Annotated in this window: 14 protein-coding genes and 1 pseudogene; 7 read left to right on the top strand and 8 right to left on the bottom strand. The window is 71.0% G+C overall.

Annotation, left to right across the window (positions count from 1 at the left end):
* Positions 1-81: 81 nt before the first annotated feature.
* Complete coding sequence (locus ON41_RS33340; RefSeq protein ID WP_040752534.1) at positions 82-348, top strand: metal-sensitive transcriptional regulator; 267 nt, start codon at positions 82-84, stop codon at positions 346-348.
* An 11-nt stretch (positions 349-359) separates the two neighbouring features.
* Positions 360-773: a DUF302 domain-containing protein gene (locus ON41_RS33335; RefSeq protein ID WP_040752316.1), complete on the top strand. Its 414-nt coding sequence runs from the start codon at positions 360-362 to the stop codon at positions 771-773.
* A gap of 21 nt (positions 774-794) precedes the next feature.
* Here the strand turns inward: ON41_RS33335 and ON41_RS33330 are convergent, their stop codons facing one another.
* Complete coding sequence (locus ON41_RS33330; protein ID WP_040752315.1) at positions 795-2,456, bottom strand: bifunctional 3'-5' exonuclease/DNA polymerase; 1,662 nt, start codon at positions 2,454-2,456, stop codon at positions 795-797.
* Between the two features lie 157 nt (positions 2,457-2,613).
* On the opposite strand from ON41_RS33330, the gene ON41_RS33325 reads away from it, so the two are divergent.
* From ON41_RS33325 to ON41_RS33315, 3 genes are all read left to right on the top strand, one after another.
* Positions 2,614-3,291 carry a DUF3159 domain-containing protein gene (locus ON41_RS33325; protein ID WP_040752532.1) on the top strand — a complete coding sequence of 226 codons (678 nt, stop codon included), beginning with the start codon at positions 2,614-2,616 and terminating at the stop codon, positions 3,289-3,291.
* A 111-nt stretch (positions 3,292-3,402) separates the two neighbouring features.
* Positions 3,403-4,767, top strand: coding sequence for an NAD(P)/FAD-dependent oxidoreductase (locus ON41_RS33320; RefSeq protein WP_040752313.1), 1,365 nt, complete (start codon positions 3,403-3,405; stop codon positions 4,765-4,767).
* A gap of 49 nt (positions 4,768-4,816) precedes the next feature.
* Positions 4,817-5,638, top strand: coding sequence for a siderophore-interacting protein (locus ON41_RS33315; RefSeq protein ID WP_040752310.1), 822 nt, complete (start codon positions 4,817-4,819; stop codon positions 5,636-5,638).
* Between the two features lie 12 nt (positions 5,639-5,650).
* Here ON41_RS33315 and ON41_RS33310 read toward each other — a convergent pair whose 3' ends face one another.
* On the bottom strand, positions 5,651-6,121 hold the full coding sequence (locus ON41_RS33310; RefSeq protein WP_040752307.1) for a nuclear transport factor 2 family protein: 471 nt from the start codon (positions 6,119-6,121) through the stop codon (positions 5,651-5,653).
* A gap of 86 nt (positions 6,122-6,207) precedes the next feature.
* Between ON41_RS33310 and ON41_RS33305 the strand changes: the two genes are divergently transcribed.
* Complete coding sequence (locus ON41_RS33305) at positions 6,208-6,963, top strand: helix-turn-helix domain-containing protein (RefSeq protein WP_051163072.1); 756 nt, start codon at positions 6,208-6,210, stop codon at positions 6,961-6,963.
* Between the two features lie 18 nt (positions 6,964-6,981).
* Here the strand turns inward: ON41_RS33305 and ON41_RS33300 are convergent, their stop codons facing one another.
* The 4 genes from ON41_RS33300 to ON41_RS33285 all read right to left on the bottom strand — a co-directional run bounded on the left by ON41_RS33300 (position 6,982) and on the right by ON41_RS33285 (position 11,544).
* Positions 6,982-7,986, bottom strand: coding sequence for an Acg family FMN-binding oxidoreductase (locus ON41_RS33300; protein WP_051163070.1), 1,005 nt, complete (start codon positions 7,984-7,986; stop codon positions 6,982-6,984).
* A 153-nt stretch (positions 7,987-8,139) separates the two neighbouring features.
* The gene (locus ON41_RS33295) at positions 8,140-8,433 is read right to left on the bottom strand and encodes a hypothetical protein (protein ID WP_157185727.1); all 294 of its coding nucleotides are present in this window, start codon (positions 8,431-8,433) and stop codon (positions 8,140-8,142) included.
* A gap of 156 nt (positions 8,434-8,589) precedes the next feature.
* Complete coding sequence (locus ON41_RS33290; RefSeq protein ID WP_083905821.1) at positions 8,590-10,185, bottom strand: GMC oxidoreductase; 1,596 nt, start codon at positions 10,183-10,185, stop codon at positions 8,590-8,592.
* 156 nt (positions 10,186-10,341) lie between these two features.
* A complete protein-coding gene (locus ON41_RS33285; protein WP_051163068.1) occupies positions 10,342-11,544 on the bottom strand; it encodes an MFS transporter in 1,203 nt (400 codons plus the stop codon).
* An 85-nt stretch (positions 11,545-11,629) separates the two neighbouring features.
* Between ON41_RS33285 and ON41_RS33280 the strand changes: the two genes are divergently transcribed.
* The gene (locus ON41_RS33280; protein ID WP_040752302.1) at positions 11,630-12,103 is read left to right on the top strand and encodes a winged helix-turn-helix transcriptional regulator; all 474 of its coding nucleotides are present in this window, start codon (positions 11,630-11,632) and stop codon (positions 12,101-12,103) included.
* A gap of 29 nt (positions 12,104-12,132) precedes the next feature.
* On the opposite strand, the gene ON41_RS33275 is transcribed toward ON41_RS33280, so the two are convergent.
* The gene (locus tag ON41_RS33275) at positions 12,133-13,185 is read right to left on the bottom strand and encodes a PucR family transcriptional regulator (RefSeq protein ID WP_051163066.1); all 1,053 of its coding nucleotides are present in this window, start codon (positions 13,183-13,185) and stop codon (positions 12,133-12,135) included.
* Between the two features lie 69 nt (positions 13,186-13,254).
* A pseudogene (locus ON41_RS33270) lies at positions 13,255-13,465 on the bottom strand (hypothetical protein); the annotation flags it as partial.

Genomic DNA, 13,465 nt, shown 5'->3' with positions numbered 1-13,465 from the left:
TCTTCGACGATGAAAGATCTCACAACCGTTTATATACCCCCGGGGGTATAGTCGGTGCTGAACGACGAGAGGAATCGGGGCATGGTGGGCGACGAGGAGACGATCGCGCTGGTGCTGAATCGGCTGCGGCGGGCGCAGGGGCAGCTCGGCGGGGTGATCGCCATGATCGAGCAGGGGCGCGACTGCAAGGACGTCGTGACCCAGCTCGCGGCGGTGTCGCGGGCGCTGGACCGGGCCGGATTCAAGATCGTCGCCACCGGATTGCGGGAATGCCTGACCGGTGAGAGCGCTGACGGCGAGCCGATGAGCGAAGCCGAACTCGAGAAACTGTTCCTCGCGCTCGCGTGAAAGGAGAAGCGATGAGCCTGGCCATTTCCACGACACTGCGCGCGGACAGCGTCGACGATGCCGCCGAACGCACGCGTAACGCGCTGTCCGAGCAGGGTTTCGGCATTCTGACCGAAATCGATATGGCCGCCACCCTGAAGGCGAAGATCGGCGCGGAGCTGGAGGACTACCGCATCCTCGGCGCCTGCAATCCGCCGCTGGCCCACCGTGCCGTCGAGGCCGACCGCCGGATCGGACTGCTGCTGCCGTGCAACGTGGTCGTCCGGCGCGACCCGTCCGACGCCGCGTCCGTCCTCGTGGAAGCGCTGAACCCCACGGTGATGGTCCAGGTCACCGGCGACCCCGCACTGGAGACGGTCGCCGCGGAAGCCGCCGCCAAACTCCGCGCCGCCCTCGACTCCCTCGGCGGCACCGCGACCCGGTAACGAATAACGCTGGGTGCCCGCTCATTTCGCGTCCGCGTAGCAGTCGACCACCGCCGTGGTGAAGGGGAAACGGACCGGGGTCGGGCCGAAGGCCGTCCGGCCCGCCGTCTCGGCCGCGGTCGTGATCATGGTGGTGACGGCTTCGGCCTCCTCGTGAGGGCAGTGCACGATCACCTCGTCGTGCTGGAAGAACACCAGTTCGGCGCGTAAGCCGGCGTGGTTCATGGCGTGGCGCAGGCCCGCCAGCATGAGCAGGGCCCAGTCGGCGGCGCTGCCCTGGACGACGAGATTGCGGGTGAAGCGGCCGCGCGCGCGGTCCGCGGGGGTGCTGCCGTAGCCGCGCTCCGCGCCGTCGTCCGGGTTCTCGAACGAGGTCGCGGGCGGGGAGGTCCGGCCGAACCACGTGCGCACCAGACGGCCCTCCTCACCCGCCCGTGCGGCATCGTCGACATAGGCGACCGCGGCCGGATAGCGGCGCCGGAGTTCGGCCAGGTGGGTGAGCGCGTCGCCGGAGGTCTGGCCGTAGACGGCGCCGAGAAGCGCGATCTTGGCCTGGGCGCGGTCGCCGCCGAAGGCGCGGGCCGCCAGATCCGCGTACAGGTCCTCGCCGCGGCCTGCCACGTCCATCAGTCCCGGATCGCGGGAGATGGCGGCGAGGACGCGCGGTTCCATCTGGCCGGCGTCCGCGACCACCAGCCGCCACCCCGGATCCGCGCGGATCGCCTGGCGGATCACCTTCGGAATCTGCAGGGCGCCACCGCCGTTGGCGGTCCAGCGGCCCGTCACCGTGCCGCCCGGCAGATACTCGGGACGGAACCGGCCGTCGTGCACCCACTGCTCGATCCAGGACCAGCCGTGGGCGGTGTGCAGGCGATACAGCGATTTGTACGCCAGCAGCGGCGCCACCGCCGGATGGTCGATCTCCTGCAACTCCCACTTGCGGGTGGAGGACAGCTCGATTCCGGCGCGGGCGAACGCGCGGATGACGTCCTGGGGCAGATCGGGGCGGACCCGCACGCCGTCGCCGAAGGCCCGCGACACCTCCTCGGCCAGCTCCGCCATCCGGCGCGGCTCACCGGTGCCCGAAATACGTTCGCCCAGGACCGAATCCAGCAGTTCCCGGTGGAGGTCGGCCCGCCACGGGATGCCCGCGCGCGTCATCTCCGCGGCCACCAGCATGCCCGCCGACTCCGCGGCCAGCAGCATGCGCATCCGCTCCGGATGCTCGGTCGCGGCCGTGCGCGCCACCTGTCCCGCGTACACCTCGAGCAGCGCCGTGAACTCGTCCGTACCGGACGGCAGCGGCACCGGTCCGGACTCGAACAGGGTCGGCTGGGTCTCCGCGGCGCGCACGGGCGCGTCCGGGGGAACCGGAAGGCCATGCAGCCGCGCCCAGCCCGCCGCCAGTGAGCGAGCCTGCCCGGACTGGCCCTCCTCGTGGCCGATCAGCAGCGATTCCGCGGCCTCCACGTCGTAACAGCGATCCACCCGCACGCCCGCCGCGAGCAGCCGCCGGTAGATCTCGCCCGTGGATCGCCACACCCACCGCTCGACCTCCGGACGCGACCGCACCGCCTCGGCGAGCGAGGATTCGTGCACCACCGGCCCCGCGGGCCGCCCGTCCTGATCGAGCGGGCACACCCGCGCCCCGCCCGCACCCGTCTCCGCCAGCGCCCATCGCATGGGTCAGAGTCTGGCAGCGGGCACAGACACAAAGCCGCCGACCACCCGTTTCGCCGCCGGACTTGAGGATGCCGTAACGGCATCGTTTCTCATGGTTCCCGCGGACGGCGCACCGGAGCGCCCGGCACCGAACGACGACACGGCCCGGAGGGACGAGATGGTCACGACGAATCCGAACCACGACGACGCGGAGGGGACCCCGGCGCGGGAGGAGACGCTCCTGAGCCAGATGGGCGGCCCGATGGGGTTCGTCTACTCGACGGTCCCGGTGGTGGTCTTCGCCACCGCCAACGCGTTTCTCCCGCTACCGATCACGATCGCGGTGTCCGTGGGAATCTCGGTGGTCCTCACGGTCGTCCGCATGCTGCGGGGCGAGCGGTTCTCGTCCGCCGCGGGAGGGCTGGTGGCCATCGGCGTGGCCGTGGGCGTCGTCGCCTGGACCGGCTCCGCCAAGGACTTCTTCGCGATCGGGATCTGGCTGGCGCTGGCGGGATTCGTCGTCACGTTCGGATCCGTCGTCGTTCGCCGGTCGTTGACCGGAGTGATCTGGAACGCCCTGCGCGGCGGTGCACACGCCTGGTACGACGACCGGCCGAGCCGCCGCGCACACGATCTGGCGACCTTGGCCGTGGCGGCCATCTTCGGCGCCCGGTTCGTCGTGCAGCAGTGGCTGTACGCGGCCGATACGACCGGCGGCCTCGCCGCGGCCCGGGTCGCCATGGGCACGCCGCTCACGATCCTCGCCGCGGTGATCGTCGTCTGGGCGTTCCGACGCAGCACCAAGCGGCTCGCGCAGGTGGCCGGACCGGCCGCGAACGGCCCGCTGCCGCAGTGACACCCCGGCCCGCTGGTGGTCACGGCACGGAGCGGACGGCGCGGCGATCGCGTCCCGGCGAGTCGACGCGTAGCCGCACGTCGTCCGCCCGCGGTCGTTAGGGTGAGGCACATGGCTCCCGCGAAGATCGTGATCATCGGCGGTGGTTTCGCCGGTGTCGAGTGTGCCCGCTATCTGGAACGGCAGCTGGGTCCGGACGAGGCGTTCGTCCAGCTCGTCACGCCGGATGCGGGGCTGCTCTACTTGCCGCTGCTGCCGCAGGTCGCCTCGGGAGTCCTCAATCCGAGATCGATATCGGTGTCGCTGCGGCGGGTGCTGCGGCGGACGGAGGTCGTTCCCGGCATGGCCATCGGCGTGCACCCGGAGACCAGGCAGGTCGTGGTCCGCCGGCCCGCGGGCGCCGAATGCGCCCTCGAGTACGACCATCTGGTGCTGGTCCCGGGCAGCATCACCCGCGTCCTCGACGTGCCGGGCCTGCACGAGCACGGCTTCGGGATGAAGACCCTCGCCGAGGCCATGTTCCTGCGCGACCACGTGCTGCAGCAGTTGGACGTCGCCGCGATGCGCGGTGAGGAGGACGAGGACCGCGAGCGCCTCCACTTCGTCACCATCGGCGCGGGCTACGCCGGAACCGAGACCACCGCGGTCCTCAACAAGGTCACCCAGGCCGCCGCGCGCCGCTACTTCCCGAAACTCGAATCCGGCATGGTGCGCTGGCATCTCGTCACCCGCGGCGACCGGATCATGCCCGAACTCGGCGAGCGGCTCGGCGAGCAGACCAAGCGCAATCTGGCCGAACGCGGTATCGAACTGATCTGCGGCGCCTCGGCGAAAGAGGTTACCGCGCACGGGGTTCAGCTCACCAACGGCCGGTTCATCCGGTCCCGCACCGTGCTGTGGACCGCCGGCGTCCAGCCCAGTCCTCTCGCGGGACATCTGGGCGCGGCCACCGAGAAGGGCCGCATCGTCGCCGACGCCGACCTCACCGTGCCGGGACTGCCCGGCATCTGGGCGTGCGGTGACGCGGCCGCGGTGCCCGACCTGGCCACGGGTGACGGCGCCGTCTGCGCCCCCACCGCCCAGCACGCCATGCGGCAGGGCCGCCACCTGGGCAAGAATCTGGCGGCCGAGGTCCGCGGCGAGCGGCGAGTTCCGTATCGTCACCCCGACCTCGGCATGGTGGTCGACCTCGGTGGCATGGACGCGGTCGCGCGCCCGCTGAAGATCCGGTTGAGCGGCCTCCCGGCACAGGTCGTCACCCGGAGCTACCACCTGATGGCGCTGCGCACCTTCGTCGCCCGCGCGCGGGTCGCGTTCGACTGGGCCATCCACGGGCTCAGCGGCGACGATTTCCTCCGTATCGGCTACGGCGACTACGACACCCACACCATAGGCGGATTCGAGCAGACCGGCTGCTACCTGCCCGCCGAGGACGTCCCGCTGGCCCTGAAGGGACTCTGCGACCCGGCGGAGTGAGGGCCGGAGTTTCCCAGACTATTAGCCCACCCTAAGTTAGGGTGGGCTCGTGTCTGAATCGATCAAGGCCGGTGTCCGGCAGCGGGCGCAGAGCAACCGGCTGCTGTCGTTGGAGTTGTCGGTCGCCGAGATAGAGCAGCTGACTCCCGGGTTCACCCGCGTGGTGCTGTCGGGCTCCGCGCTGGCGGACTACACGGATCCGCGGCCGGCCGACGCGTTCAAACTGATCCTGCCGGGCGATGCGCCGGAACCCGTGCTGCGCGCCTTCACCGTGCGCCGATTCGATTCGGCCGCACAGCGATTGACGATGGACGTGGCCCGCCACGAACAGGGCAGTATCGACTGGCTGCTCGCGCTGCGGCCGGGTGACACGGTGTCGCTCTCGGGTATGCGGCCGGAGTGGGCGGTCGGCGAGGGCGTCCGCGACCACGTGCTGATCGGCGACGACACCGCGGTCCCGGCGATCGCCGCCATCATCGAGAGTCTCGACGCGAGCGATACGGTGTCGGTCTATCTCGCCCTGTCCGATCCGGCCGATATCGCCCTCGTGCCGTCCCATCCGAACCTGACGGTGCGGCGGCTCGGCGCTGTCACCGAAGCCGCCGAGCACACGCCACCGCCCGTCGCCGCCGCCCGCCGGGCGCAGGCGTGGATCGCCGCCGAGGCCGGGCAGGTGCGCCGGGTCCGGGCGCACGTGACCGACCGGTGGGGGATCGCCCGTGCCGACCTGCTGGCCCGCGCGTACTGGAAGCTCGGAACCACCAGTACGGACAACGATTCGGCGACCCTGGCCAGGTACCAGGAGGCCCTCGCCGGCGGGGACGACGTGTACGACCCGGAACTGGCCGAGGACATCGACCTCGCGGTGTGACCGGTGCGGCGGTCAGGTCGTGGCGAACGCGGAGCCCGCGGCGGCGATCGTGAGGACTTCCTTGTTGCCGTCGGCCCAGGTGGGCGTCATGGTGACGGTGTCGATGAGCCAGCGACCGGCGGTGTGCGCCAAGCCGATTCGATACGTGCCGCCCAGCGTCCAGCGTGGTGAGCCGAGACGGTTGGCCAGCAGGTGGATCGCCTGGAAGACGGCGGTGAGTTCGGCGCGGTCGCCGTCGGCGCGGACCAGATGGTTGCCGAGCAGATGCTGGGTGGCGTCGAACGCCCCGAGCAGCGCCGACCAGTCGGCACGGATCTCCTCGGGCGTGGCGGTCGTGGGTTCGTCGCCCCAGATCGCGGTGTAGTCCAGGACGACCCGGTCGGCGAAGACGCCGGGAAACGCGTCCCAGTCGCGGATGTCGATGTACCAGAACATCCGGGTGGCGGCCTCGATGACGTCGGCGCGCTGCTGTGCTGTGGTCATGGCATCGAGGGTGCTGGACCCCGGCGGGGTGAACCAGGCCCGCCTTGTCCACGTACCGCGGATACGAGGATTCGTACACTGAGCCCATGACCGAACTGGCCGGTTTCCTGGCTGCCCGCCGTGCCCGCATCGACCCGTCGGACGTCGGGCTGCCCGCGGGCCGCCGGCGCCGGGTCCCCGGTCTGCGGCGCGAGGAATTGGCCCTGCTCGCCGGGATCAGCGCCGAGTACTATCAGCGGCTCGAGCAGGGGAGGTCCACGCGTCCCTCCGAGGAGGTGCTCGACGCCCTCGCCGGTGCGCTGCGGCTGGACGCGGTCGAACGCGAGCATCTGCGAGCCCTCGCCCGCCCGGCTCGGCGGCGCACCCCGCCGGCCCCGCCCGCCGCCCGTCCCGAACTCCGGCGGATGCTCGACCGGATGGACGGCGTCCCGGCCATGGTCATCACGGATCTGTTCACCGTGCTGGCGGAGAACGCGTTGGCGCGCAGTCTGTTCGAACCGCTGGCCCGGTACGGGAACCTCGCTCGCGCGCTGTTCCTGGATCCGGCCGCCCGCACGTTCTATGTCGAATGGGACGAGGTGGCGGCCGCGACGGTCGCACAGCTGCGGCTGGTGACCGGCCGCTACCCCGACGACGAGGAGGCCTCGGCGTTGACGGCGGAGCTGGCGACCGCGAGTGCCGCGTTCGCCGCATTGTGGCGGACCGGCGACGTGACGCTACGGACCTACGGCAGCAAGAGCTTTCGTCACCCCGCGCGGGGCACGGTGACGGTGAACTACGAAAACCTGGAATTGCCAGGCGATTTCCGCCAGCGCCTGGTCACGCTGACTCCGGTCCACTGAACCGAGTGCGACCGGTCGTCACCGGTGGCGGATCGTCAGGATCTCGGCCAGCGGCCGGCGCGGAGTGGCCGGTGGCCGCTCGTCGCCGGACGGGACGGTGCCGACGCGGATGACGATCTGCGGCACGGTCGGGCTGGGCAGCAGATCGGCGATCGCCCGGCGGCCGGCCGGGAGTTCGGTGACGTGGGTGACAGCACAGGTGGCCAGCCCGGCGGCCGTGCATTCGAGCAGGACGGCCGACAGCGCCTCGCCGGAGTGCAGCCACATCGGCACCGCGTCGCCGTGCGAACTCAGGGCCACCAGCTCGGCGTGGTCGGTGAGTTCGGCACGGCGCATGGAGTGCGGTGCGGAGGGAAACGCGCGGCCCACCCCGACCCGGGCCAGCTCGGCGTCCGAGACCAGCGCGGAGAGCGGCACACCCTCCGGCACGCCGGAGTGACCGGCCCACCATCGCAGCTCCTGCTGGTACATTCGATCGTCCCGGCGTGCGGCCGTGGCCTGTTGCGAGACCGCGGTCAGCCGCGCGACGGTCGTGTCGTCGAGCGCGTCCAGGGCGATGTCGTGGGGTGAGACGAGCATGCGGAGCGCGGGCAGGACGGCGGTCCAGTTCTCGGGCGGGAGCAGCGGTAACCGGTCGCTGTGCCGCGCGCCGATCGCCTCGGCCCGCGTCGCGACGCCGGGCGGCGGGTCGGGCCAGGGCCGGAACTCGATCGACGCCAGCCGCTCGGGCCGATCCGGGCTGGGCACGCGGGTGGTGTCGGTGTGCCAGCCGTGCGCGGCGAAGACCGTGCGGGCGTGGTGCAGGACGGCGCCGCAACTGATCACCTGCTGGCGGCCGTGTGGATCGGTGGCGGGCAGCATGCGGTCGGCGTCGGCGTACAGGTCGAGCCGGGTTCCGTCGAATTCCCAGCGCCAGGGCTGCGTGTTGTGCACCGAGGGCGCGCGTTGCGCCGATTCCAGTGCCGCGACGATCGTCGCCTCGTCCGGGCCGGTGCTGGTGCCGGGTGCGTTCGTGGACGTCATAGGTCGGGCCTCCGGTGCTGGTCGGTGCCCCCGAGGGGGTCCTGGTGTTCCGGGCGGCGGGTCGTATCACCTCCATGCTGATCGCGTGCCGCGAAGTCCGCAACGTTCGTCTCGCCGGGACTTCGCAGGCAGGCGCGCTGAGCGGGGCGGAACCTAGCGGGCTCCGGGAGTGCACGGACTCGGCAGCCCCGAACCCGTGGCGAGGTCGCAGACGCCGGTGGTCAGGATCTGGAAGGGGGTGACGACGAGGAGCGTGAGCAGTCCGATGACATTGCCGTGCTGGAGGTAGAACACCCCCGTCTGTGCCGCCGCCGATCCGGAGTCCACCGCGGACGAGCCGGTCCCGGCCGCCGGGGCGGGCGCGGGGTCGGCCGCCGCCGAGGCCGCGGTGGTGACGAGGGCGGCGGCCGCGACCGAGGCGGCGCCGGAACGAAGGGTGGTACGCATCATCGCGCTCCTATCGATGGAGAATAGTGACTAACATGCTAGCGATGATGTGAGTGTCTGTATCGTGATTGCTGTAGATCTGACGTTGTGCTCGGTTTCGAACTATAAGAATAGTGAGTCACTTAGATCGTGAACGCGTTGCCGGGCTCCCCACCCTCAGATGATCGATCCCACATCCTCGGTGACGAGAGTGTCGAGGGCGCGCTCGGCGACGGCCGCGATGGTCATCGACGGGTTGCAGGCGGCGCAGTTGCCCGGGAGCAGCGCGCCGTCGAGAACGTAGAGGCCGCGCTGCCCGTGCACGCGGCCGTCCGGATCGCAGACCGGCCCCATACTCGCGCCGCCGAGCGGATGCCAGGTGGAGGGCGCGACCGCGTTGGTGTCGACGAGAATGCTTGCGGGACCGGCGATCCGGTGCACCAGCGGGCCGATGGCGCCGTTCTGCGCGACGGCGTCGCCGTCGGCGGGCCAGCGGAGTATCGCGTCGTCGGTGGCCGGGTCGTAGTCGAAATGGCCCCGGGAGTCGCTGACGCCGTAGCCGACCAGCATGGTGGTGTGCGCGTCGGCGCCCGTCGGCGGGATGGAGGCCTGGATGACGGTGGCCGCGCGGGCGGGGTCGTCCCAGTTCAGGCTGCCGAAGACGACCGGACCGCCCTGGGCCGCGCCGAGTTCGGCGTCGAGGCAGGTCCAGGTGTAGATCCGGTCGGCGTTGGTGCCCCACCCGCCGCCGAGCCCGTCGGGCAGGTCGGGGATGGCGCCCTTCGCCGCGGCCCGCACCAGCAGCCTGGTCGTATTGAGGCTGCCGGCGGCCAGGACCAGGGTGTCGGTGGTGAGGATCTTGTTCTCGAGGACGGTCCCGCCGGTGTCGATCCGGTCGACGTGCACGGTCCATCGCCCGTCCGGATCGCGCGCGATATCGGTGACGTGGTGCAGCGGTTCGACCTGCACGCGGCCGGTGGCCTCGGCGGCGGCGAGGTAGGTGACGTCGACCGAGTGTTTTCCGCCGTTGTTGACTCCCAGCGCGCCGTCGCCGTTGGTGTAGGAGGGCTTCATCAGCCCGCGGAGTTCGGCGAGGGCGTATTTCCAGTCGATCGGCATCGGGATCTTCGACACCGGCAGTCCGGCGCGGCGGGCGTGTTCCTCGAAGACCCGCACCGCGCGATAATTCGGGGTGTCGACGAGTTCGTCCGGCGCGACGGCCAAGCGCAGCATGCGTGCGACGCGCGGATAGTGGATCCGGTCCATCGCCTGCCAATTCAGCTGCTCCGGGAATTGCGTGTAGAACGCCTCCTCCGTGGGTTGCAGCGACATGCCTTGATAGACGAGTGATCCGCCGCCGACACCGGCCGCGCACAGCGCGGTCATATTGTCGCCGACGACCGTTTCGAGTAATCCGGTGTACGGCTCGAAACCCACCGGATTGCCGAACAACCGAGGCGCGGATCGATACCAGAGCATGCGTTTGTCCGGCGCTGTCGCGCGCGGGAACGTGTCGGAATTCGGCCCGGTCGGCCACCGCTGTCCCCGCTCCAGGACCAGCACCGGAACCCCCGCCTGTGCCAGCCGCAACGCGGTGACGCCGCCGCCGAAACCGGAACCGATCACGATGACGCGACGGTCCTCGCGCACCACCCGCACCCGGTTCACCGCCATGGCGATTCCGTTGCCGCCGAAAGCCGCCGGTGCGCTCACCGAGGCGAGAGCGGCGCCGGCCGCCGCGCCCAGAAAGGCGCGGCGCGGGAATTCGGGCATGGGTCGACCTCCATGATCGTGCGGAATCGGCTCGGGCCGTGGGTAATTCGTGTCACCCGACCGTAAATACGCCTTCCTGCAACGGCAAGCGATGTTTTCGAAATTGGATGAACACACCAACGCCGACGGAGGGTGACTGGTGAACGACCGAGGAATTCAGCAACGCACCGGGGACTCCCGCCGGGGCGGCGCGGAACCCGTGGCGACGGACCGGGTCGCCTGGCCGAGTCCCCACAGTGCCAGCGCCGAGGCGGAGTAGGCCGCGCCGAACCAGCAGGACCCCTGCCAGCCCCAGACGCTGTAGGCCCAGGTGGTCGTGATCGCGCCGAGGGCCGAGCCGAGGGAGTAGAAGGCCATGTACGCGCCGATGACGCTGCCGGCCCGGTCCGGATGCGCCGCGGTCAGGAGATGCTGCGAACCGACATGCACGGCCTGGACGGCGAAGTCGAGCAGGACGATACCGGCGACGAGCAGCCACAGAGTGGTCTCCGCCCGCGCGATCAGCAGCCAGGACGCGGTCAGTACCGCCAGCGCGGTTCCCGTGATCGCTTGTGCGTGACCGGAATCCGCGCCGCGTCCCGCGCGGGCGGCGCCGAGCGCTCCGGCCAGGCCCGCCAGCCCGAACAGCCCGATCTGCGTGGTGCCGAAGTGCCAGGGCGCGGCGCCCAGGGGGAGTGCGAGCCCGCTCCACAGGGTTCCGAACGAGGCGAAGAGGAAGAAGGTGATCAGACCCCGGTTCAGGAACAGGCGATCCGTGCGCGCGAGCCGTCCCATCGATGCCAGCACCCGCCCGTACCGGGCGCCCGGAGTCCCGCGGTCCGGGCCGAGAACCGCGCGGACGGTCAGCGCGAGAGCCACACAGCACACGGCGAGTACCGCGTACACCGCCCGCCATCCCGCCGTATCGCCCAGCAGGCCCGCGAGGATCCGGACACCGAGAATTCCGAGCACCACCCCCGAGGTGACCGCGCCGATATTGCGTCCCCGCTCACCCGGCGCGGATACGGCGGCCACATAGGCGACCGTCACCTGAACCACGACCGCGAACAACCCCGCGACCGCCAGCCCCGCCACCGCGACCCCGCCGTTCGGCGCGAAAGCCACGACCGCCGCCCCGAGGGCGGTGAGCAGCAACTGCACGGTGATGAGCCGCCGCCGATTCACCACATCCCCGAGCGGAACCAGCAGGATCAGACCGGCCACGTACCCGATCTGCCCGGCGGCCACCAGCGCTCCCAGCGACTCGTGCCCGAGGCCCAGGCCGGTGCCCGCCGTCGCCAGCACCGGCTGGATCGCATAGATGGTCGAGACGGCCACGGCACACACGAGCGCCAGCACGAATCGCTGCGACCTCGTCATTCACGCCTCCAATTAGTAGCAAAATGCAACCATTCAGACGGTAGGGCATAATGGTTTCGAATTGCAACCGATTGGAGGGAGGCGCATGACCGCGATGCCCGGATCCGGTCGCGAGTGGACCGATCCCGCCTGCCCCGTCGCGCGGACCGCGGACCTCGTGGGCGACCGGTGGAGCCTGCTGATCGTGCGCGACGCCATGGACGGCGCGGCGTCCTTCACCGACTTCCAGCAGCGGCTCGGGATCGCCCGCAATATCCTCGCCGACCGCCTGCGCAAGCTCGTCGATCACGGCATCCTCGCCACGAGCACCGCTCCCGGCGGCAAGCGGCACAGCTACGAGCTGACCGCGGCCGGTCGTGACCTGTTCACCGTCGTCGTGGCACTGCGCCAGTGGGGCGAACGCCACGCCTTCACACGCGGCGAACCGCATTCGACACTCGTCGACCGCGACGGCCGCCCCGTCGCCCGACTCCGGACCGAGGACCGTGACGGGACGCCGGTCGGCGCGGAGACCACGCGCGTCCGCAAGGTGGGTGAAAGCTCCGCCGCCGATGCGTAATCGGTTGCGCGGCAGACTGTTCCGGGAGGCTACCGGGCAATCGGGCAGTGCGAACAGCTCCGCGCGACCATCGCGCATCGCAGCTGCCACTGCCCGGCCTGCGTCAGCGGATCCAGGCCGGTGAGCGCCGCGACCCGTTTGAGCCGGTACTCGACCGTATTCGCGTGGATACCGAGATGCCGCGCGATGGCCCGGCGGCTCAGGGTGCCGCGCAGGTACAGGTGCAGCGTGTCCGACAGATGCGGCGTCGTCTCGAGCGGATCGAGGATCGTGGCGAGCTGATCGCGGGCCGGGCCGGGGCGGGTGAGCTGGTATTCCGCGGCGAGATCGCTGAAGCGGTGCAGGGTTCCCTCGCGGCCGAAAAGCAGTGCGACGTCGAGGAGTTCGTGGGCGCGGCCGGCGGCGTCGGCGAGTCCGGCCGGTGGCGCCGAGGTCGTGGCGGCGGTCAGCGGGATGCGAGTGGCGGCCTTCAGCTCGTCGAGGAGATGGTCGAGGGCGGCGTCGTCGTCGGGCGCGGGCAGCAGGATGGTGCCGCCCTCGTCGGACAGCCGCGCCAGCGTCTCGGCCCCGCCGTGGTGGGCCAGTTCCGAGCTGATCCGGGCCGTCGTGTGCGCGAGCGACGCCTGCTGTGCCCGCGGTATCGGGAAGGCGAGGGCGATGACGGCGTAGGAGCCGGCGATGGTCAGGCCGCATTCGCGGGCGAGCCCCGTGGTGTCCTCACCGTTCAGCAGCGCCGACATGAGGCGCTGCCGCGCGGACCGCCCGCGCAGCTCGCCCAGATAGGTCGCCGAGACCATGGCCAGGACGCTGGTCATGGTGTCCATGAGCGCGGCGAGATCCGCGCGTTCGGTCGCGGCGCCGCGCGAGCCGGGCTGCGCGGCCTGCTTCACGCTCTCCCACACCTGCTTGTGGATCCAGTCCAGGGGGACGCCGGCCTTCGCCCATCCCGTCGCGATCGTCTCGATGTGCCGGGCCTTCTGGCGGAGGAAGCGTCCCTCGAGTATCGCCTCTGCGAGGTCCCGGCAGGCATGCAGGACCGACTGGTCGAACCCGGTGGCGGACGACGGAACTGGCGTGATCATGGATACACCTGAAGTCGGGATGCGAGGGGGCGGCGGCGCGATGGTCATCCCGGCGGCCTGGGCCGCCGATCAGGACGCGGGCCGTAGGTCGGTGCCTGTCGAGGGGTCGGTCGGCCGGCCGGAGCGGAGGAACGCCTCGGTCGTGCCGATGTCGGCCGGGGCGGACGCCGCGGCCAGGGCGTGGGCCTTGAACGCCCGGGCCGCGGCACTGAGGGTGTGGAGCACCGGCCGCGCGTCCTGGCCGTCGCCGGGAGCCCAGCCGGCGCCCCACACGACGACC

Source organism: Nocardia transvalensis NBRC 15921 (assembly GCF_000308875.1).
Taxonomy (GTDB): Bacteria; Actinomycetota; Actinomycetes; order Mycobacteriales; family Mycobacteriaceae; genus Nocardia; species Nocardia transvalensis.
Note: the sequence above shows the minus strand (reverse complement) of the source record. Positions and strands in the feature narration are given on the sequence as shown.